Annotated in this window: 16 protein-coding genes and 2 tRNA genes; all 18 read left to right on the forward strand. The window is 40.1% G+C overall.

Features of this window, described 5'->3' with window-relative positions; translation table 11 throughout:
- Positions 1-4 precede the first annotated feature (4 nt).
- The 18 genes from EV194_RS11275 to nagB all read left to right on the forward strand — a co-directional run bounded on the left by EV194_RS11275 (position 5) and on the right by nagB (position 22,924).
- Entirely contained in the window at positions 5-730 is a 726-nt protein-coding gene (locus EV194_RS11275) for a phosphatidate cytidylyltransferase (protein ID WP_132434144.1), read from the forward strand.
- A gap of 336 nt (positions 731-1,066) precedes the next feature.
- Positions 1,067-1,744 carry a diacylglycerol/polyprenol kinase family protein gene (locus EV194_RS11280; RefSeq protein WP_132434145.1) on the forward strand — a complete coding sequence of 226 codons (678 nt, stop codon included), beginning with the start codon at positions 1,067-1,069 and terminating at the stop codon, positions 1,742-1,744.
- Between the two features lie 437 nt (positions 1,745-2,181).
- On the forward strand, positions 2,182-3,291 hold the full coding sequence (locus EV194_RS11285; RefSeq protein WP_132434146.1) for an SDR family oxidoreductase: 1,110 nt from the start codon (positions 2,182-2,184) through the stop codon (positions 3,289-3,291).
- A gap of 99 nt (positions 3,292-3,390) precedes the next feature.
- Positions 3,391-3,981 (forward strand): CDP-alcohol phosphatidyltransferase family protein, encoded by a 591-nt coding sequence (locus tag EV194_RS11290; protein ID WP_132434147.1) that lies wholly within the window; start codon positions 3,391-3,393, stop codon positions 3,979-3,981.
- 40 nt (positions 3,982-4,021) lie between these two features.
- On the forward strand, positions 4,022-6,466 hold the full coding sequence (locus tag EV194_RS11295) for a DUF5686 and carboxypeptidase-like regulatory domain-containing protein (protein WP_243699398.1): 2,445 nt from the start codon (positions 4,022-4,024) through the stop codon (positions 6,464-6,466).
- 71 nt (positions 6,467-6,537) lie between these two features.
- Complete coding sequence (locus EV194_RS11300) at positions 6,538-7,332, forward strand: SDR family oxidoreductase (protein WP_132434148.1); 795 nt, start codon at positions 6,538-6,540, stop codon at positions 7,330-7,332.
- Positions 7,333-7,359: 27 nt separating this feature from the next.
- Entirely contained in the window at positions 7,360-8,415 is a 1,056-nt protein-coding gene (locus tag EV194_RS11305) for a VOC family protein (RefSeq protein ID WP_132434149.1), read from the forward strand.
- Positions 8,416-8,671: 256 nt separating this feature from the next.
- Positions 8,672-8,758: transfer RNA gene (locus EV194_RS11310), tRNA-Ser, on the forward strand.
- Between the two features lie 15 nt (positions 8,759-8,773).
- Positions 8,774-8,847: transfer RNA gene (locus tag EV194_RS11315), tRNA-Pro, on the forward strand.
- Positions 8,848-9,105: 258 nt separating this feature from the next.
- Positions 9,106-9,768 carry an O-methyltransferase gene (locus tag EV194_RS11320; protein WP_132434150.1) on the forward strand — a complete coding sequence of 221 codons (663 nt, stop codon included), beginning with the start codon at positions 9,106-9,108 and terminating at the stop codon, positions 9,766-9,768.
- A 1,149-nt stretch (positions 9,769-10,917) separates the two neighbouring features.
- On the forward strand, positions 10,918-11,967 hold the full coding sequence (locus EV194_RS11325) for an AI-2E family transporter (RefSeq protein ID WP_165921875.1): 1,050 nt from the start codon (positions 10,918-10,920) through the stop codon (positions 11,965-11,967).
- Positions 11,968-12,051: 84 nt separating this feature from the next.
- Entirely contained in the window at positions 12,052-12,381 is a 330-nt protein-coding gene (locus EV194_RS11330) for a DUF805 domain-containing protein (RefSeq protein WP_132434152.1), read from the forward strand.
- Between the two features lie 889 nt (positions 12,382-13,270).
- On the forward strand, positions 13,271-16,495 hold the full coding sequence (locus tag EV194_RS11335; protein ID WP_132434153.1) for a SusC/RagA family TonB-linked outer membrane protein: 3,225 nt from the start codon (positions 13,271-13,273) through the stop codon (positions 16,493-16,495).
- Positions 16,496-16,703: 208 nt separating this feature from the next.
- The gene (locus EV194_RS11340) at positions 16,704-18,431 is read left to right on the forward strand and encodes a RagB/SusD family nutrient uptake outer membrane protein (protein WP_132434154.1); all 1,728 of its coding nucleotides are present in this window, start codon (positions 16,704-16,706) and stop codon (positions 18,429-18,431) included.
- A 245-nt stretch (positions 18,432-18,676) separates the two neighbouring features.
- The gene (locus EV194_RS11345) at positions 18,677-19,477 is read left to right on the forward strand and encodes a hypothetical protein (RefSeq protein ID WP_132434155.1); all 801 of its coding nucleotides are present in this window, start codon (positions 18,677-18,679) and stop codon (positions 19,475-19,477) included.
- Positions 19,478-19,682: 205 nt separating this feature from the next.
- Positions 19,683-20,747, forward strand: coding sequence for a glycoside hydrolase family 88 protein (locus EV194_RS11350; RefSeq protein WP_132434156.1), 1,065 nt, complete (start codon positions 19,683-19,685; stop codon positions 20,745-20,747).
- 12 nt (positions 20,748-20,759) lie between these two features.
- On the forward strand, positions 20,760-21,896 hold the full coding sequence (locus tag EV194_RS11355) for a polysaccharide deacetylase family protein (RefSeq protein WP_132434157.1): 1,137 nt from the start codon (positions 20,760-20,762) through the stop codon (positions 21,894-21,896).
- Positions 21,897-22,138: 242 nt separating this feature from the next.
- Positions 22,139-22,924, forward strand: a complete 786-nt coding sequence (nagB, locus tag EV194_RS11360; RefSeq protein WP_132434158.1) for a glucosamine-6-phosphate deaminase — start codon at positions 22,139-22,141, stop codon at positions 22,922-22,924.
- Positions 22,925-23,227 lie beyond the last annotated feature (303 nt).

Raw genomic sequence — 23,227 nt, forward strand, 5'->3', positions numbered from 1 at the left:
CAACATGATACAGACCATTTATTTCATAATTCTAATCTATTTTATTCTTGGTGGATTCGGGTTTTATCTCATAAATCGCAAGCGCGATAAAGAAACTGCACGTAAAAGCTATACCAAGTATTTCACCTATTTTATCATTATTCATATTCTGTTTTTTGGAATCACCATAGAACCTGTTGTTTTCAGACTTTTATCCATTGTGATTGTAGTGGTTGGGATGTTTGAAATATTCGGGTTGTTTGTTAAGAATAGATTTATCCATAAAACCTTTTTTTATACATCATTGTTTGTGTATTTATTGGTTGCTGGAGGGTTTCTGTGGTTTGGGTTGCTTCATAAAGAGTTGATTTTGTTTAGTTTCCTGATTCTTTCTATTTTTGATAGTTTTAGTCAGATAACCGGTCAGTTATGGGGCAAGCGGAAGATTATGCCTGAGGTGAGTCCCAACAAGACCCTTGGAGGTCTTGTTGGCGGTGCTGTTGTGGCATTAATAAGTGCATTTTTAATGAGAACGCTTTTTGACGGCACTATTATGCAGCTTTATGTTCTTTCGACAGGTGTGCTTTTCTTTGCTTTTTGGGGCGATATAGCTGCTTCATTTTATAAGCGCCGCTTCGAGGTGAAGGATTTTAGCAACATGATTCCAGGTCACGGAGGATTTCTTGACAGGTTTGATAGTTTGATAGCAGGAGGAGCCTGGGTTGCACTCTTTATGTTGATTACAGGATAATTGGACAAATGTCAATAGTTCGTTAGACTTTTAGATTATTAAAAAAATACTGAGCACAGCGAAGTCCCGCTCAGCGGGATTAGACATAAGTAATTTCTTATTCTCAGTTGATTGCACAACACCATGAGGGGTTCTTAAACGCATGATAACTAGGTGAATAAGAAAATAACGAACTATTACAAGTGTCAAATTAATTATTAAATATCGGGTTAACCTGATGCGTTTGGAGGTTTCTCCTATGGGGTTAGGGGTGAGCCAAGGAGACTATTCGCATTTGACCTGACACAAGAATATAAATACTATATACATCAGAAATTAAGACAAAATCTATCATAAATGGACAATATCATTGTACTATCGTTTGTTTACTTAGTTGGAATTATTTTGCTGTTGGTTTTTAATGAGTTGAATTACCGGAGGTTAAAAATTGACGGAGAGATTACCCGTAAGTTTGCACATTTTACTGCCACATTGGCAACCGTTCCTTTTCCCTATATATTCCCCACGCATTGGCACATTTTGGTGCTGGCAACACTCTTTTTTATTGGGTTGTTTGTTACGCAGTACAGTAAAAAATATCTGAACTCCATTCACGGTATCAAACGAAAATCGATTGGAAGTTATTTGCTGCCATTATCCATTTATGTCACTTTTTTGATATCTAATTTACTGGATAGTAAATTTCTATATATATTGCCAATGTTGATTCTTGCCATTTGCGACCCCATGGCCGCCATATTAGGAATTAATATAAAAAATGGAAATGGCAGAATAAAGATTCTTGGCAAAAAGCTGGAGAAAACATGGCTTGGTTCTGGAGCCTTTTTTGTGACAAGTTTCGTAATCAGCCTGATTGCACTATATTTTCACAGAGAGTTATTCGATTTTAAGACATTTTGGATTGCAGCTGTGATTGCAATTGTCAGCACATTTGCCGAGCTGTTTAGTTGGAGAGGTTCTGATAATCTGAGCATCCCCCTTAGCGTGCTGCTGATGTTGTTGTTCTTTTTATGAAATAGATAACCGATATGTGTATTAGCTTATTTAGCTTTTGAAAGTGGGAGAGTACTTTCCGCCTCAGGAAAAAGGTGTTAAGAAAATCGATGGGTTTTTCGTTAAGAAAACCGTGTTGTTTGAGCGAAGCGAGTTCACGGTTTTTAGAAAATCACATTGATTTTTAGCCTTTTTCATGTCAGCGGTGGCATTTTTTGCTATTGAAAAAAAGTAAGAGTCCGTGCGGCTTGAGCATTTATATAATATTGATTTCACTAAACTTGAGAATCCTAATATGAAACGAGTTTAAAGCTCATTTTATGCGCTTTAAGCGGTTATTATTCCACTCCAAAATAATAACCATGCTATTTTGAACAATTGTTAGTAAATTTACTTGATTAAATATTGATTTATACTATCATATATTTCAACTGATGTAAACACTGAAAAGGAAAAATATGAAGAAAATAGTCGTTAATGGCGCAAATGGGTATGTGGCATCGAATTTTATTAAAAGTCTTGTTGATAAGGATTATCATGTAATGGCATTGGTTCGTTCAGGCAAGAATGAGACTGCCGGAAAAAAGATGCTGAATGCTTTGGCCAGATTAACCGACAATCAGTCTGCTAAATATGAAAATCTTGAAGTGTTTGATTATTCCCTGTTTGATAATGATTTTGCATTAACTCCGGTGGAGTTAAACAAAATATTTGGAGGTAATGTTGATTATTTTCATTTTGCGGCCAGTTTAAAATACGATGAGAAATCAAAGAAAGAGATTTTCACCACCAATATTGATGGTGTGAAAAATTCACTGGATATTTTTAAACGGTATTCAGATAAAAGTTCAAGGTTTTTTTTCATCAGCACCGCATATTCCTGCGGTAAAACATCAACAGTATTTAAGGAGCAGTTTTATGAGAATCAGGATATTTCTGCATTTCGGAATTACTATGAACAGTCCAAACGATATGCTGAAAATATTGTGCGTGAACAAATTGAAGAGACCGGTTTAAATGCACATATTTTGCGATTGTCGCAAGTGGTTGGAGAACATAAAACGGGCATCGTTAAAACCGATTACGGCATTTTTGATTTTGCCAAACGCATTTACGGATTGGCAAAAAGGTACCCCGATGCAACCATCCGTGTTGATGTAGACCCCAAATCATCGCAAAATCTGATTCCAATTGATACTGTTGTGAATTTTTTGATGAGAACCGTTGATTTGGACAACTTACCGGTCATTGTCAATCTGGTGGCTAAAACATCTACCAGCAATCACCTTATTATTAACTCGTTGAACCAATTGTTGCCGGTCAATTTAAAGCCGGTCAGGCATTTGAGCCGTGAGGATATGAGTGCCGTAGAGCGGGTTATTTCGGCCGGGATGTCTTTTACGGGCGCCTATATTGATACCAATCTGGCTTTTGATACCACCTATAAAGACCAGGTAATGGCGCCCAATGGCCATGAAATCAACGAACAGTCCGTATATAACATGCTAGAGTATTTTATCAATGATATTTCAAGGCCAAAGAAGAAAAGAATTAAAGCCGAAGCTTGAAATTCAGAGGGATATGTGCTCTAATTTCCGGTTTTGTTCTGATGTGCCGAAAGAGATAATGTTCCAATTAAACTTAAACAGTATATAATTTTCCTCATAATGAAGAAATTAATAATTAATGGTGAAAACGTTGTAAACCTGCCTAACCTCATTAGTTTATACAGAGTGTTGGTTGCACCGGTTATATTGTATTTTGCGCTGACCGGACATGAGAGTCTGTTTGTGATATTTTTATGCATCAGTCTTGTGAGCGATATTCTGGACGGCAACCTGGCTCGTTTAATGAAGGTGCAAACCAACTTTGGTGCAGCTCTCGATAACCTTGGAGATATATTGACATACATTCTTGCCTTGCTGGGATTGTTCCTGTTTAAATGGACAGAGATTGAGCCTCACGCATGGATTCTGTGGGCGTTTTTATCTGTGTTTGTCATCAGCTACATCGTATCTTTTGCTCGTTTCGGTAAAATTCCGGGCTTACATCTTTATTCCGCTGTAACAGCAGGATATATTCAGGGGATATTCTTTTTTATCCTGTTTGTTTTCGGGTTTTATCCATGGATGTATTACCTCGCTTTGGGATGGGGAACCATTGCCTATATTGAAAAGGTTTTTGTTCTCTTTAAGCTGGATGACATCCGGATTGGAGTAAAAGGTTTGTACTGGCTTTTGAAGGAGTCTGGTAAATAATTCTCTAGCGGCGACATTCCATATGATGGTGCTATATTGTATGAAAAAGATAATGTGCGGACGGGGAATATTCACTTTGTTGTTTTTTCTGCTTGCAGGATTTGGCCTGTTTGGGCAGCAGGTGAGCGGTTATGTAAAAGATGCGGATAACCGTGAACCGGTTCCGTTTGCAAGCGTTTGGATAAAAGGAACTTTGCAGGGAATGTTGACCGATGAAGACGGAAGGTTTAACCTTCCGGTAGCCGGGGGCGACACCGTAGTGGTGTCGTCAGTTGGTTATCTTCCCAAAGAGGTTCCCATAAGCCATGGGCGCATTAATGAATTGGCTGTTTATCTCACAAATAATATTACCGAAATAGGGGAGGTTACGGTAAGACCTGATGTGCCACTGGCCAGGCAGATTTTCGACAAAATTCAGGAAAACAAGCGAACAAACATCGCACAAATACGCGGTGTTTCAGATTACCGTTCACTTGCCAATACTTCGGTTTTTATGGCCATTGATACCGCTTCGAGAGTTTCCAGATTATCGGGCAATATTAAGGAGATTACTGTTGAATCCGACAATGAACGAATTCGTTATACGCCTGTTTATCTGGCCGAAGAGGCTTCGTTAGACGAGCGGGTGATTCACACCAAAAAAGAGAGCATTTTTCCACGTATTGTGCCGTTTATTGAAACCTACATTCTCAATAATACCATGGTTGAACTGGATTTTTATCGAGATCAGATTTTTGTGCTCGATCGCGGGTTTATTTCTCCGCTGAACAGTTCTGCCATGCTCTATTACAATTTCTATTTTAATGATTCCATTTTTGTTGACGACCAGCTGTATCTTAATCTTTCATTTGTACCGCGGAACAGATACAATCCTTTGTTTACCGGAAATCTCACCATTGAAGCCGGCAGCTACGCGCTCACGGAAATTGAGGCCCATATTTCACGCGAAGCCAACCTTAATTTTGTTAATGGTTTCAGTGCATATGTTGCCTACCACCGCCTTCCCGACGGGCGTATTTTTTACGATGAACAGGAGACCAGAATGAATATGTCGCTGACCCTTAATCGTGATTCGGTGGCGAAATATACATCCGAAAGGGTGGATGTAGTTTCAAGTGGGAATTGGCTGATTAATAAACACACCAAGTATTCTAAATCTGACCGGTTGGACGACATACGGGTCCAAGATTGGAGCCGGCAGCCGGAATTCAGTTCCCGACGAATTGATGAGGAGAATTACTATCGCGTGGGACAAATCCGCGATATGAACCTGGTAAAAGGTATTGATGCCGTTGGAGGGGTTGCTTTAACCGGATTCTTCAATGTGGGAAAACTAGATGTGGGACCGGTGTTCGATATTTACAGCTCAAACCTTATTGAAGGCCACAGGTTTTCGGTTCCCCTGAGAACCAGCGAAAAAGTTTCGGAAAACTTTTCGGTGGGTGGTTTTCTTGGATATGGAACCAAAAGCGAGGAGTTTAAGTACGGTGGCAATTTTGCATGGCAACCAGGAGATACCGACAGGTTTTTGTTCCGGTTTAGTTATGCCAACGACTACCTGCTCATCTCCAACGAAAAATATCTGCGATACATCAAAAATAACCCCAATAACAGGGGAACCGGCAATTTTATTGCCATTATGACACAGCGGGAGCGCAATCCATATCTCAAGGAGGTTGAGAATTTTGACATGCATTTTGAGTTCAATGCCGACAATGACATGCACCTGGAGGTTTCGCCATACTATCACTCAACTACGGCCACCCCCTTTGTGCGTTTTACCAGCGATGGTGTTGACCATGAAAACTATCGGAACTACGGAATGTTGATGAATTTCAGAATTCCTTTTGGTCAGCATTACGACAAATTCTTTTTCGACCGTATATATTATGTCAGTCCCATTCCTGTTATAAATCTCAGTATGGATATGGGACAGGTTCATATTCCCGGAGATGGGGGACAGGGACTGTACACCCATTTTCATGGATCCATTCAGGGGCGGATTAACATGGGGCAAATATTTATGAATTACCTGTTTAATGCCGGATATTTATTTGGAGATGCTCCCTATGAGTTGCTTAATCAGCCGGTGGGCTCCATGTCTTTGGGCTTTTCCCGCGACAGGTATAACCTGTTGCATCATGCCTCTTTTGCGCACAATGCCTACACCAACACCCACGTCCATTTTAATGGAGGCGGCATCATTTTGAACCGCATTCCACTCATCAGGGATTTGAAGCTGCGTGAAATCGTATCCATAAAAAGCCATTACGGAACATTGAACAGTGCCTATAATGGGGTGTTCGACCTTCCGGACTATTTTTCAACTGATTTTACAAAACCTTATGCTGAAATAGGTTTTGGTGTTACCAATGTGTTTAAATTTTTACGATTGGAGTACGTGCGTCAGTTGGGAGGAACCTATCGTGGTCTAGATTTTATAGACTCCAGCGGCTTTCGGATGAGGGCGGAGATGAGTTTCTAATAGTTTGTTTTCTCTTTTTGGATTGTCGGGGGTAAATGCTAAATTTAAAGTTTTGAGTTTAAGTTTTGATAATGAACAATTTTCGAGATAAAGTCATATGGATTACGGGAGCATCTTCGGGAATAGGTGAAGAGCTGGCTTACGCCTTCGCCAACGAAGGCGCAAGCCTTGTTTTAACATCCCGAAACCGGGAGAAACTTGAACTCGTAAAGAAAAAATGCCTTGAAAAAACCGATGTGTGCCTGGTTCAACCAATGGATTTAAGCAATCCTGACGGGATGGATGCCATCGTTCAATCGGTGGTTGGCCAAACAGGAAAAGTTGATGTGCTAATCAACAACGCTGGTCGAAGCCAGCGTTCACTTGCAAAGGATACACCCGTTTCCATCGACAGGGAGATTATGGAACTTAATTTTTTCGGAGTCATACATCTCACAAAATTGCTTCTCCCGTTTATGGTAAAAAGAGAAAATGGGCACCTTGTGGTCATCAGCAGTGTGGTCGGGAAATTTGGGTTCCCCCTTCGCACGGCTTATGCAGCCTCCAAGCATGCGCTTCAGGGTTTTTTTGAAGCACTGCGCTTTGAATTGCAGCCGTTCAATATTGATGTGACCATTGTTTCACCCGGGCGAATCCATACCAACATATCAATAAATGCAGTAACGCATACGGGCGAATCCTACAAGAAAATGGATGATGGTCAGGCTCAGGGCATGCCAGCCGATTTGTGTGCCAAAAAAATCATAAAAGCCATCAGAAACAGAAAAAAAGATGTGCTGATAGGAAAAATGGAAGTCGTGATGGTTTATATTCGCCGATTTTTTCCTTGGCTCTTTTACCGACTGGCATCGAAGGTTAAGAACTGAATCCCAAAACCAATAATCAACAGAATTATGAAGAAAAATATTTGCGGAATACAACAAATAGGAATTGGACTGAAGGATGCACGCGAAGCATGGAAATGGTACCGAAAAACCTTTGGAATGGACATCAATGTACTGGAGGATACCGCTGTAGCCAAATTAATGCTTCATTATACCAACGGACAGGAGTGTGAGAGATATGCAGCCATCGCTTTGAATATGGAAGGCGGCGGAGGATTTGAAGTGTGGCAACACACGGGCTTCACGCCAAAACCTCCGGTTTTTGATGTTCGTTTGGGCGATTGCGGCATTTTTATCTGCAAAATGAAGACCCGTAACATTAACCGGGCTTACAAGGTGCACAGCGAACAAAATGCCGGTGTGATTGGTGAAATAACCAAAACACCCGACGGAAGAGAACACTACTTCCTCAGAGACCCCTACAACAACATTTTTGAAATTGTTGAAGAGCCGGCGTATTTCAAAAAAGAGAAATCTCCAACGGGAGGAGTTTACGGAGCGGTTATTGGTGTGTCGGATATTGAAAAAGCCAGGGAGGTGTATTCCGATATACTTAATTACGATGAGGTGGTATATGATGAAAGCGGGGTATTTCAGGATTGGGCAATGATTCCGGGAGGAGAACAGAAGTGCCGCCGGGTATTGTTAAAGCACAAGCCTCGTTCTGGCTCGTTTAGTAAGCTTTTAGGCCCCGGACAGATTGAATTGGTGCAGGCTTTGGACAGAGAACCCGGATATATTTTTAAAGACCGTATTTGGGGCGAATTGGGCTTTATACACATCTGTTTTGATGTAAAGGGTATGAGCCTGCTGGAAGAAGAGTGTACGCAAAAGGGTTATCCGTTTACCGTAAACAGTGCCGATAGTTTTGATATGGGGGAAGCTGCCGGGCAATTTTCATACATTTCAGACCCCGATGGAACGCCAATTGAATTTGTGGAGGCACATAAATTACCAATTATAAAAAATCTGGGATGGTATATGAACCTTAAAGAGCGGGATCCTGAAAGCTCTCTTCCTGCGTGGATGATTAAGACCATGCAGTTAAAACGAATCAGGGATTAAAAAAAGTGATTTTGGCTATCTGGTTATAAATGAACGTCAAGTAAAATAGTTGGCACAAAAAAAATATTATTCTCTCTTTTTTTAAAGTATTTCTTTTGGAGAATAGAATCTATTTTATACATTTGCACTCGCAATTCCGCCACAGATTGCAACGTTCATGACAAGTTAGGAACATTCACCATATGGTGAGTTTAATCCATCCGCCTGCGGCGGAGCAATAAATGAATGAATTTTTAAAAAGTTCATATATCTTATTGGAGAGGTGGGTGAGTGGCTGAAACCAGCAGTTTGCTAAACTGCCGTACGGGTAACCGTACCGGGGGTTCGAATCCCCCTCTCTCCGCTAAGTAATTAAATTCGGGGTGTAGCGCAGTCCGGTAGCGCACCTGGTTTGGGACCAGGGGGTCCCAGGTTCGAATCCTGGTACCCCGACAAAAGGGAAAGCAATCCCAATCAAAAGCCTGCAAATCGTATGATTTGCAGGCTTTTGTGTTTTAATGATCACCCACTTCACAACCAATCCCCAGGTCAAAACAATCTAAATCCTTAAACCTCTAGATCCTAGAAGCAGAATTCCGGATCACTCCGGTTTCCGGATGGGAGTAAGATGATCTTATTGAAATTCAAAAACATTTTCAACTTTCAGTTTGTTACAGGTTATAAACGCATAGTCAATAAAATTAAGCTGTTATGAAGTTCAAATTGTTATTGCGGTCAACCGGTTTGCAAATCCTGATTCTGTTTTGGCTGTTCATGCCTGTTGCCAACGGTCAGGAATTAAAGGAGAATCCGGAACTAGATGCCCGTGTGCAAAAGTTTTTAGACAGCCGTGAGGGACAATGGCGCGATTTAAATGTGCCAACCATTGATGGTCAAATATTATACAACCTGATCATTGAAAATAAGCTTCAGAGTGGACTTGAAATTGGAACATCTACCGGGCATTCTGCTATTTGGATAGCTTGGGCTTTTAGTAAAACCGGGGGGAAGTTGATAACTGTTGAGATAAATGAATCCCGGTACAAACAAGCCCTTGAGAATTTTAAAGAAGCAGGCCTGTCGGAGTATATTGATGCCAGACTAGCCAATGCCCATCACCTGGTTCCTGAGCTGAAAGGCCCTTTTGATTTTGTATTCAGTGATGCGGATAAAAACTGGTACAAGAATTATTTTATTGCCGTGGATCCAAATTTGATCTCAGGGGGATTCTATGTTACTCATAACGTTTATTACCGTGACAGGCTGAGGTCGGGCAATATGGCAGAGTATGTAAATTACCTGCTTAATCACCCAAATTATACAACAACATTTGACGATTCCGGAAACGGGCTTTCAATTAGTATAAAGAAGTAGTCCGGATTACTTGTGGTTGATGTACTCCCTTATTTTTTGATCCAGGTTGTAGGTTTCACCAACGTAGAGTTCTTTTTCTACTTCTGTTTCAAAGTAAGATTACATTTCTTAAATTAATAGTTCGTTAATTTTTTTTATTTGCCTAATTATTAGCTATATATAAACTTGTAAGCAAAAATGTAATTATCTGATAATGAAAACCTTGATCACATCTTAAATCTAATATCTGATCCCGAGATATTCCGGACTAACGATTTATTGAATAATGTAATTAAGCTTAAATGAATACATGGTGCATTAATCATAAAAGCTTTCAAGACAAAAAGAGGCAAAAAATGGAACCGATTTTGCTGTTTTTCCTTTTTATTTCCTGACAGACTGACACTAATATTGATAATAGCAACAAAACTAAAAATTCCGTTTATGTTGAATTATTAGGTAATGCCGGGTGTTTATACAATATCTCGTATGACAGATTTATATATACAAAAGAAAAGAATAATGCTTCAGTTGGTCTTGGAGCTCAATATCTTCCATCTTCAGATTTAACATACGATTATATTTTAAGCGTTTCTCCTCAGATTAATTATTTATATGGATTTAAACAATATTATGAGACTGGTGTAGGTGTTGCATATGATTTTAATAGTACCGATTTGGTGATGATAATTCGTATCGGATATAGATACCAGAAACCTGAGGGGGCTGTTTTGTAAAATAGGTTTAACACCAGTTTATATTAATGACTTCATGGGCAGCCCTTTTATATTTCCATGGGGAGGATTAGCAATTGGATGGACATTTTAATAGCCTTGATATTCTAATTAATTGTTCTCACATCATTTTTTGTACCACTGTTTCAGATTAGTGGAAATCATAATCGAAAAACAAATTCGTAGGTGCCTTGATACAGGTTTGATTAAAATCTAATAAATTAAATATATCCAATTAATTTAACTGCAGCGACTAGGGAGAAGTATAATTTGGCTGCTAGTAGTAAGTGTTAGCTGTAAAAATGAATTTAGTTATAATTATGGATGATCATTTAAAATTTATAACTAACTTTTCCGCAAACTGTCTGTCACTTCGTCTAACAGCCAGCTAATTGCAACTATGTATTATAAAAACAAGTCACAATTTAAAAACTTTATGCAGACAAGTAAACATGTAGATTTCAAAAGTTTAGCCGGTATTTTTATTGTTTTTATGGCCACCGTATATATCCTGATTATTGGCAAGGATCTGATTATGCCCTTTGTCTTTGCGCTGCTGCTTTGGCTTATTGTTAAGCAGATAAGACTTTTTATGAATCGCGTCGGTTTTGTCAAAAGCAAAGTTCCGGAATGGGTTAAAAATTTGATCTCTTTTCTGTTAATACTTCAGGCTTTAAACTTTATTGTTAATATTGTTTTGTCCAACCTTAGAATACTTGCCGTTTCTTACGAGAAGTATCTGACCAATATAGATGTGCTGATAAACAGAATTAATGAAACATTCAATATTGATCTTTTGGCCTCAGTTAAAATCTATTTTCAGGATTTTGATTTTGGCTCAGTAGCCTTTTCACTTTTCAATTTTTCATCAGGATTGGTAGGCACCATCTTTATGATGATTGTTTATACCATCTTTATTTTTATTGAAGAAACTTCTTTTAGAAATAAGCTCCAGAAGGCTTTTATCGATACCCAAAAGTTTGAAGATACTTACCTTATGATAGAAAAGATTGAGCGATCAGTTTCAATGTATCTGGTGCTGAAAACACTTATTTGTTTATCAACCGGCGTTTTGAGCTATATTGTTCTAATTGCTGTGGGCGTAGACTTTCCGGTTTTTTGGGCATTCTTGATATTTCTGCTCAATTATATACCGATTTTGGGTTCGTATGTGGCTACCTCCCTGCCCGTACTTTTCAGCTTGTTGCAGTTCGGGGAGTTTGGGCCGGGACTCCTTGTGTTACTGTTTGTGGGCGCAATACAGGTTGTGATAGGGAATTTTGTAGACCCCAGGGTTATGGGCAACAGCGTAAACCTTAGCCCATTGGTAATTATTCTTTCTCTGGCGTTGTGGGGTGCTATATGGGGAATTGTGGGTATGTTTCTGAGTGTTCCGCTGATGGTGATTGTTGTTGTTGCCTTTTCCAAAATGCCCCGATTTAGGCCTTTTGCTATTTTGATGACAGGAGATGGTGAGATTGATTAAAAAAAGATTTCAGTTGTAAAGAAGAGGATTTAGTAATGGGAATAATCCGCATGAATTATAAGTTTTACAATTTAAATATGAAAAATGTTTAATAGTCCATTCTCATTTGTAGGACGTATCAGAAGATTAGAATACGGTTTAAGCGTCATAATTATGTTTGCGTTCATTTTAGTTGTCGGCTTTTTTGTTGGCTTTACAGGTGTAGGCGAAGGTATTATCTATGTTCTATTAATTCCTGCATATTGGTTTAGGTTAGCTCAGGGATCAAAAAGATGTCACGACAGAGGAAATAGTGGGTGGTTTCAAATAATCCCTTTTTACGGTTTATGGATGCTATTTGCTGACAGTGAGAATGGAATTAATGAATATGGACCTAATCCAAAAGGGATTGGGAATTATAGAAGGACAACTTAAGACAATCCGTTAGTGCGAATTTGAAATTTGTGCTACACGCCGTCATACTCCAGGCTTGCCTCATGTCTTTTGTTCCACTTTAAATGATTCCGCTGCAATTCATCTTCTATTTCCCTTTTCCTGTTTCAACATGCCGATGTGAATGCTAATTCACTGATCAATCACGCTACCGAAACTTTGATTGACATCAAAGTATTATCCGCTATTCCAGTCCTACAAATATACCCTCTCAACTTGGATAAGGTATTTTGGTCAAATAGTAAGAAGATGTATTAACTGCTATTTTTTATTCCTGATTATTCCCCAATATATGTCACTCTCTAAAGTTTACAGCCGGCATCAGGTTTAACCTGATGTCGGCTTTTTTCTTCTCAAAAAATCTTCCAATAGTTAATCATGGGCTAATTATGATGTTGGTGTAATTAGTCGATTGTTCTGAGAATTGCATAGAAAATTAACAGAAGGCAATCAATTGCATTATTAATAGGGCTTATATATAAAGGCATAAATCACATTTATTTCACTATATAGACTTTTATATTTGTTGCGTGTGAATTATAGAACAAAAAACAAATGCAAACGCTTGCACGATAAAATAAAAATTAACAACTTTGTATAAATATTTTGGTTTGGATCAAATTAAGAGCATGAATCATCCATGTTAAGGAAAATTGACACACAGGTGAATCGAAGATCGGCGTAGCCAATGATTATTCATGGATGTTCTCCCAAGACCTCGGGAGCCAATAAAAAACAAATTATGGACACATAAAACGAGCCATGAGAATCGTCAACAGAGTTGAACTAATCAGAATTAATTAGGAGAGAGACAGCACACGATGTGTGCCTATTTATATGCCAATCAATTATTTAATTTAACATCGAAGCTATGAAAAGAAAAAGTCTGGTATTGTTATTTTGCTTGATTTTGGGCCTGACTTCTTATGCGCAGCATAGAGTCAGTGGTGTTGTTTACGACACCACCAATGAGCCCGTTCCCGGGCTTGCAGTTCTTGAAAAAGGAACGAGCAACGGGGTAATTACTGATATTGACGGAAGGTTTACCATTAATGTTGAAGGAGAGGCATCAGAATTGGTCTTCTCTTTTGTTGGAATGGAAACCCAGGAAATTACGGTTGGTTCTCAAACCCAAATTGATGTCATTATGCGTGACTCTTTTGCCGACCTTGATGAGGTGGTTGTAATAGGTTATGGCGTGCAGCGTCGTGCACTTATTACTGGAGCCAATGTAAATGTTGGGGGAGATCGTATTGCTGAACAAAACACTGCAACAGCCATGGAAGCTCTTCAGGGGGTTGCTCCCGGTGTAAGCATTGTAAGAAATCACGGTGCTCCAGGAGCAGGTACCAAGGTTACCATCCGTGGGATGGGAACCATTGGAAATGCTAGTCCACTTTACATTGTAGATGGAATCGCCATGTCTAATATCGATTATTTAAATCCATCAGACATTGAATCCATTGATGTGTTAAAGGATGCGGCCTCAGCCGCAATTTATGGATCCCGGGCTGCAAACGGGGTTATTCTTGTAACAACCAAAAAAGGTAAACCTGGCGCTTCAACAAGGGTTACCTACGATGCTTACTTTGGGGTTCAAAACCTATACAAAAAGCCATCGGTGCTTAACGCGCAGGAGTACATGTACATTTTCGATGAAGCCCGTATAAATGATGGTGCAGATCCATACAATTGGGAAAATCGGATCATCAACGGAAATACCTATTTCGATCAGAACTATCCAGGTAATCCGGGTCAGGCTTACGGACAGTATGTTTGGAATCGTCTTCAAAATGGATGGACCGGAACTGATTGGGTGGATGAAATTACAAAATCCAATGCTCCTGTTCAAAGTCACTCTGTTAATATTACCGGCTCGTCGGAGGATATTACCTATGCCATGGGTTTTTCGTATCTGGAACAGACCGGAATTATTGGGGGAGATATAACTGATGCCGGTTATCGCAGATTAACGGCACGCTTTAACAGCGAGATGGTGCTGTTTAAGAACGATCAGCGTGACATCATCACAGTTGGAGAAAACTTTACTTTTACCAACAGTCGCAACAGGAGCGTGGCAACCGGCGATATTTACTGGAACGATTTGCACAATGCCATTGTGACAAATCCTATGATGCCTGCTCATTACGATATGGGCGCACTTAACCGTTTGACTTATGGTTATGGACCAACGCTTGAGGGGATAGACAGAAATCAACACAACCCCATTGGAACCATGTACGACAGGCATAACTATAATTGGGGGAAAGGAAATACCTATTCAGGTGCTGTTTATGCTGTCATTGAACCGGTGGCTGATCTTAAATACCGATCTTCTTTTGGTCTGAACGGGTGGTTTGGACATTTCAGATCATACAAATCTGTTTATGAACGCGCCAATCTTGACCGTCGCTCCAGAGACAATGTGACTCAGAGTATGAATCAGGGAACTGTTTATACCTGGACAAATACGCTGACTTACGATACCAGAGTGGAAAATCACAGATTTAATTTTCTGGTAGGTTCAGAAATGGTCAGAAATGTATTAAACACCAGCATGGAAGCGATGAAGGCTGGAACCGATTTTGGTTTGCCACAGCATGCTTATTTGCGCAACGTACAATCAGTTGAATCAGTAGGAGATATTTCAGCAACGGGTGCTGACTGGGCCGCTCAAAGAGGAGGGTTGATGTCGTATATGGGAAGGGTTTCTTACAACTATATGGAGCGTTATCTGTTTGATGCTACTATACGTGCCGATGGTTCTTCAAACTTTGCGAAAGGTAATCAATGGGGATACTTTCCATCAGTTTCGGGTGGCTGGATATTTACCGACGAAGATTTTATGGATAACCTGGACTGGATGACATTTGGTAAGGTAAGAGCATCGTGGGGTCAAAATGGAAATCAATCAATTCCTAACTTTATTTACTCTTCAAACATCAGTTATTTGGAACGTGGTTACTATTTCGGTCCTGATAAACTGGTCTCTGCAAACACGGCTATTCCTGAAAACATCCCAAATCCGGATGTGACCTGGGAAACTTCAGAGCAGTTGAATATTGGATTGGATGCAAATTTCCTTCATAATCGGTTAGGTTTGAATCTGGATTGGTATAAAAAAACAACCAAAGACTGGTTGGTTAGGGCGCCCATTTTGGGAACATTTGGAGCATCTGCCCCATATATAAATGGTGGAGATGTTGAAAATAAAGGATTTGAAATAATGCTGTCATGGAATGACAGGGTAGGAGAGTTTCGTTATGGCGTGACTCTGAGCGGAGCTCAAAATAGAAACAAGGTGACTCGTTTAGCCAATGCAGAGGGTCTTATAACCGGAGAGACCAATGTCTTGTCGCAAGGAACTTCCTACGTGTATAGAGTGGAGGTTGGTCAGCCAATCGGATATTTTTACGGATATAAAACCGATGGTATTTTCCAGAACCAGGCTGAAGTTGATCAATATGTAACTGCCGATGGGACTACTATTGTTATTGGTTCTGAGCCTGATACCCCAAGACGTCCTGGAGATGTTCGTTTTGTGGATCAAAACGGGGACGGTGTTATTGATGAAGCAGACAAAGTGAAACTGGGTAGTCCTCATCCTGATTTTGAACTAGGAATGCAGTTAAATGCCGAATTCAGAGGTTTCTACGTGAATACCACTTTAGCAGGAAAATTTGGAATGCAGGTTATGCAATCATATCGCGATTTTGCCGGATCACCAATGCAAAACTATCCAACATCGGTATTTAACCGTTGGCATGGTGAAGGCACATCTAACAGATATCCTCGCCTGAGCGCGTTGCCAAACGCCAATGGAAATTATATTTCTGATATCTATATGTATGATGCCGATTATTTAAGAATAAACAATCTCACCTTTGGATACCGATTTGATCGCTATCTGAATGCTGTGGATTGGGTGCAGGGAGCTTCGTTATACGTTTCTGTAAATAATCTGTACACATTTACTAAGTATGATGGAATGGATCCTGAGGTTGGGTATGCACCGGACGATTGGGCGTCAGGTATTGACCTTGGATTGTACCCGCTGCCGCGTACTGTTATGCTGGGTATAAACGTGACTTTTTAATCACTATTTTATGCCTTAATAGCTTGTTGAACTTTTTTATATGCCAGATAGTCAAGTGTTTATAGGTATTTAGTCGTGTTGTTCAATCAGATGATGATAAGGTATTTACTTAAATCTTATATCTAGTAATCTAATCCCGAATATCTCGGGACTAACGATCTATTGATGCCTTTATTGGTTTAATTGTTGAAAACAGAAGCATTTTATTATGAGAAAATTATTGTATTTAATCGCTATAGGTGCAATTCTCATCACCAGTTGTGATGATCATTTGAGCACCAAAAACCTATTCAATAAAAGTACCGATAATTTTTATCGGACTCCAACTGATATAGATGAAGCAATGGCCGGCGTTTACAATGCGTTGTTTGTTCAGACAAACACAGGACTGGCCGATGAGCACATTGCTGCCAGCATGTTCAGCGACTTAGTATTTGCAGGTGGTGGAGCAGATGATGCTTTCGCACACAATGCCGCATCGTTTGCCGATCCTGCAGAAGATACTTATCATCCTTTGTGGCTCGAAACATACAGAGGTGTATTTCGTGCAAATAGCATTATAGCCGCCCTGGAAAGTGAGGATGCCGGTTTTTCTGAATATTTTGCATCAGAACAGGATGCTGAAACATACCTTGACAATGCTTTGGGAGAAGCTTATTTCATGCGTGGATTTTTAATGTTCAGGGCTGCACGTTTTTTTGGCGGAATGCCTTTAATTCTGGCTCCTGATGCCGATAGGTTTGTGCCACGGTCTTCTTTTTCAGAAACTTTCAGCCAAATAGCCTCTGATTTTCATAAAGGAGCTACCCTGATGGCAGAAGTTGATGTAAACACCATCTCTGTTAACCGATATGGACATGGAAACCGATGGACAGCCAAAGCCTATTTGGCTCGTACATTTTTACATTACACCGGTTATATGACCAACATTGAAAATCAACCAACCACTCAAATCACTTTGCCGGATGGAACGGTCATTACTCGTAATGATGTCGTTGAGCATCTTGAAGATGTAATTGATAACAGTGGTTATGCTTTGGTTTCTGATTTTAGAAATTTGTGGCCCTATTCACATATCAATCAAAGTGCTGGTGAAACCGTTTTGCCATGGGCTGAGAATGAAGGTCTTCAATGGGCTGGACAAGATGGTCCGAACTCAAATATTGGAACCGGAAACACTGAGGTAATGTTTGCTAAAAGATACGCTTTTGCCGATTGGAGCAATACGAAATACCGAAATTGGGCAGTTTTGTTTTTCTCTGTTCGTGGACAGGATGTTGGCCCCTATGGACAAGGCTGGGGATGGGGTACAGTTAATCCTAATTTTTACAACAATTGGTCAAACGATGATCCCCGGAAACGAGGTTCTGTGTTAGATCTTAATGCCAATGACGAAGGTGTTGAAGCATACAATCCCGATGCAAATAATGGAGTTCAGCAAACTGAATTGGTCAACAAAAAGTACATTCAGCTGCGACATGATGGTGAAGAAGGCGTAAAAGGGATGTTTTATTACATCTACCGTCCCGGAAGTACCAGTGATAGCTATATGCTTTGGTCTGCTCAGGATTTTTACTACCTCCGTTTTTCTGATGTTTTACTGATGCATTCTGAACTTTCTGAAACTGCCGATGGCTTGAACGCAGTTCGTGCACGTGCCGGATTGGAGCCGGTCAGCTATTCTTTGGAGGCTTTAAAAGTTGAGCGTAAGCATGAATTCGCCTTTGAAGGAATTCGTTGGTTTGACCTGGTTCGCTGGGGAGATGTTGAAAACAGTGGCAACAACTATTTCTCACAGGCTGCACCTGTTATCAATAACGGTGTTGAAGCAGTACATTCAGTAAGTTATCGTCCGGAAACAAAAGGATTGGTGCCAATTCCGGAATCTGAAATTCGCCTTTCCGATGGTTTGTATACTCAAAATCCCGGATGGTAAAAGCGATTTCGAAAATATGGCTGTCTAAATTGTCGAATATTCATATTCAATAATTACAATTTGTGAGTAAACACGCTTTCACACCTCTAAGCCTCCCCCTTGGGGGAGGCTTAAAATCCACCCGGGATGTAGTGATGAATTATTTTGTAGTGTTTACGATTTTGAAAGATAAGGATAGTTAAGATTTTATTATATAACAGCCTCAAACAGAAATAATATGTTTAACTGTATTAAACAACAGACAAATGAAAATATTTAAAAATATATATCTTGTCATCGCATCTGTTTCCATTCTTGTTATAGCATGCGATCCTATTGAAGACAGGGATCTGTTAAAGAATGCTTTTAACCCTGATGATATTGAACTGGCAGTGGAACACTCTGCACCGGGAAGTAATCTGTTCACTCTCAAATTAAAAACTCCGGGTATAACCGGTTACTGGGATTATACCATAGGCAAGGGGTTCAGCAATGAAGTGGAAGTGTTGTATCCCATCACAGGAACACAAACCTTTAGTTATGTGGTCTCATCTGGTTACATTGGTAACAATATGAATGATATAGAGTATGTTGTGAAATCCATTGATGTTGAAATTACTCAACTCGATAATGAGGTGCCTGAGCAATGGAGAAACCTGGTGGGCGATGGAAGTAAAACATGGGTGTTCGACAAATCTGATATCACGCGATGGTGGTATATGACAGATGCCGATCCGGCCGCTTTTTGGTGGCAACCTGACGATGGCCCCTCTGATGAAACAGGTCGCATGATTTTTGACCTGGAAGGTCAACCAAACTTCACTTATTTTGCTTCGCCGGATGCAGAGGCTGTTGGTAACACAACTTGGGTTTTTAACTCAGATTTTAGCGAACTCAGGCTAATTGGTGAAGCCAATATTCTTGGTGTTGAAGGCGGGGGAGAGCATGTGGATGGTCTGAAAAACTACCGGATACTGGAGCTTACCGAAGACAGGCTTGTATTATTTAATACACCCGTGGCCTGGAGCCCCGGTTGGGTCTGGGTTTTTAAACCGGCTGAAGATTAGGTCGTTTCCGATAGAGGAGGAATCCTGAAAATCTGTCAACAGATTGATGAATTAATATCAATCGCAGAATCTTCTATGTCAAAATTGGCGAGTATGTAACAGGTTTTCAGGATTCTCTTTTTTCGGTATTGTTGAATAAATAATCAGTTGTTTTGTGTAATTCTGATTATAACTCTGAATTGCAAAAACTCTTACATTCAATTGTATGATTAGACGAGATTTTATTTCAAGATTAGGATTATTTGGTGGTTTGGTTGTAGCTCCGGCCTCTCTTTTAAAGGGATGTGTCAAATCACAATCCGACGTTGCCGACTTTTATACACCCATTCGCGAAAAGGTAAAAATGGCAATGCTCACCACTCAAAAACAGAACTGGGAACATGGCATGGCCACTCAGGCTTTTGTGGAGGCGAGTGATGAAAAAATGATGATACTGATGGCAAAGGAAGCTGTTGTGAGGCAGGACAGTGACGGGAGGCTGGCTGTTTTGGGGGTGGCAAATGGAATCACCGACTCTGCAACACCCGGTGAAGCTGTGCTGAAAACTTCTGTATTGCTTAATGACCCTCGAATGAAGGAGGCGACCGATCGAATGCTGGACTATTTTTTCAATGGTGCACCTAAATCCGATGAGGGACTGATTTACCATTCTCACCATGGACCTGAATTGTGGGCTGATTCCATGTATATGGCTCCTCCATTTTTCGCCTATGCAGGTCATCCGGAGGAAGCTTTGAAACAGCTAAATGGAATCAGAGAGAAATTGTGGGATAAGGACAAACGTCTTTACGCCTATAGATGGAGCGATATAACTAAACAAATTTCCAATCCTAAATTATGGGGGCTTGCAAATGGTCATGCAATTCATGGGAAAGTGAAACTTATTGAGTACCTACCACCTGAATATGAAGCCGACAGACAGAAATTGATTGTAGCAGTTCAGGATCACCTGGAGGGCTGTTTAAATTATATGCGCACCGATTTTCTGTTTCATGACTCCATTGACAACTCTTCAACCTTTGTGGAGACCAGCCTTTCTGAGAGATTGGCTTACACCATTTTTAAGGGTATTAAACAGGGCTGGCTACATAAAGATTATCTTGAAACCGGCCTGAAAATGAGAGATGCTGTTTACAGTAAAGTTGATGAGTTTGGTTTTGTTCGGGGAATTCTGGGACCACCTTCTTACTCAGAACCTGGTACATCTACAGAGGGGCAGGCTTGCTTTTTAATGATGGAAGCAGCATTTGATGATTTGCAAATCAGTTAGGCGATTTACTATATGAATCAATATTTATTATTAATGGTCATCACTGTTTTATCAGTGATATCTTGCGGTGACAAGAGGGGTGAAGATTTCAGAACTGAGTCACCCGTCAACCCGGGAGGGTTTCCGGATGGGGATGTTCCCCAAATGATTGTGCTGGGATCTGATGACAATACAAGTGTTGATGGAATGAACTGGATCCTTGACTTTATGGCTTCCAGAAGCCATAAAGATGGAACCTCTTTAAGGATGTCATTTTATTCAAACTCCCGCTCTTCTTCGGATTGGCATCTTCCTGAAAACCGTAAACTGGTTGAAGTTCACAAAAGGGCTTACAACCTTGGTCATGAATTGGGAAATCACACCTCAAACCATGCTTTTTGTGTTTACGGACAAACAGGGGAAGGCCAAATCAGAATCACGCGGGATTCCATTTGCCGCATAGTGAATGATTTTTCTCATGATCTTGTTCACCTGGTTGGAATGAATCCCAAGCATATTGTCGGTTTTCGTACGCCATACCTGGCCTGGAGCGATTCGGTCTTCTATGTGATAAACAACAAAAGTTTTTGGTATGACTGCTCCATTACCGAGTCGCGCCACGGGCCGGGTCGCTATATATGGCCATTTACCATGGATCATGGTGCTTCCGGAACAATTGGTTCGTGGTGGACAGAGAATCATGGCACATCCGTGGGACGACACCCGGGACTTTGGCAATTGCCTTGTTATTCATTTCAGGCTCCTGATTCTCTCTTTGCATTCATGGATTCAGTTGCGGGAAGAACCCATAACGGACTTATCACCGGGCTGGATTACAACATGTGGTCTGCACCGCGAAGCGGTTGGCTTTTAAATAAGGATCAGTCCCTGGCAGTTCTGAAACATACTTTAAAACTAAACTTGGAAGGGAACAGGGCTCCAATGACCATTGGTATGCACTCTCAATACTATGCCGATGACTTTAATGGGTTAGGATTCCAGAACATCTCAAAGGCTGTTGATCGGCGTGCTGTTATTGAGGAGTTTATCGACTATGCTCTTCAGTTTGATGATGTATGGTTTGTAACAGGTGCGCAAGTAATACATTATATGAGAAACCCTGTAGATAAGAAACATTTTAATCCAGATAACTATTTGTTTACGAAGTAAACAAGTAGTTGATTCTATTTATTCTGAAAATCACTGCAGCTACAAATATACCCAGTATATCAGTTAGTTGAACTGGCAAGTAAACCTCCAATTATTATTGCAGTTTATTAATCTTTTTTATTTGCTTGATTAATAAACATATGAGAGTTTATGGATGTCTCATTTAACCAGTTGATAATAAAAAGTTTGCTTGCATCTATTGTCTAAAAATCTAATAATCTAACGATCTATTATAATACGAAATGCGATTAATTATCAAACCCGATTATGGCACCGTCTCTGAATGGATTGCCAAATATATTGTTCAAAAAATCAATCTACACAATGGTGACAAGCCCTTTGTTTTGGGGCTACCAACCGGTTCTTCACCGCTTGGTGTGTATCGGGAGCTGATCCGATTGTATGAGAATAAAAAAGTCTCCTTTCAAAATGTTGTGACCTTTAATATGGATGAGTACATTGGTTTGGAGAAGGGGCATGCTCAGAGCTACCGCACGTTTATGGAGGAAAATTTTTTCAACCATGTTGATATCCTGCCCGAAAATTGTCACATCCCTGACGGGAATTCTTGCGACATAAATCGGGAGTGTATTCAATACGAAGAAAAAATCCTTCAATATGGAGGTATTGATCTTTTTCTTGGTGGCGTAGGAGAGGACGGACACATCGCATTTAATGAACCCGGATCATCATTGCAATCTAAGACGCGGATAAAAACTCTAACCAACGATACAATTTTGAATAATGCGCGGTTTTTCAATAACAACCCTTCTGATGTGCCAAAAACAGCTATAACCGTTGGTGTGTCAACCATTATGAGTGCCCGGGAAGTAATTATTATAGCTTGTGGTCACAACAAAGCCCGCTCACTTAAAAAGGGCGTGGAGGGTTCTGTAAATCAAATGTGGACCATTTCTGCATTGCAACTGCATCCTAAAGGAATCATTGTATGCGATGAAGACGCTACAACTGAATTAAAAGTAGGCACCTACCGTTATTTTAAGGAGATAGAAGGAAATATTATTTAACTCATTTTCCCTTTTTTACGAGGAAGGAAGTTAATTAAAATGTTTTGCAACCCCCCGGACAATGTCCGGGGGGTATTTTTATGAGTAGTAATTTCGGTGTTTCTTTAAACCAATTGGTTTAAATTCTCAATAATTAATTACTGATTATTGTTATTTATTGTAATAGAGGAGTTTGAGTGAATGGAGCGCTTCTTGTGTTTATTTGTATAGAGCCAAATGTTAAGGGATGTTATTAATTTGTCTTATTAATTTGGATAATTTAACACTACTATGAAAGGTATTTAAAAGGTAGTTTTGTCCGGT

This window comes from Natronoflexus pectinivorans (genome assembly GCF_004345615.1).
GTDB lineage: Bacteria > Bacteroidota > Bacteroidia > Bacteroidales > Marinilabiliaceae > Natronoflexus > Natronoflexus pectinivorans.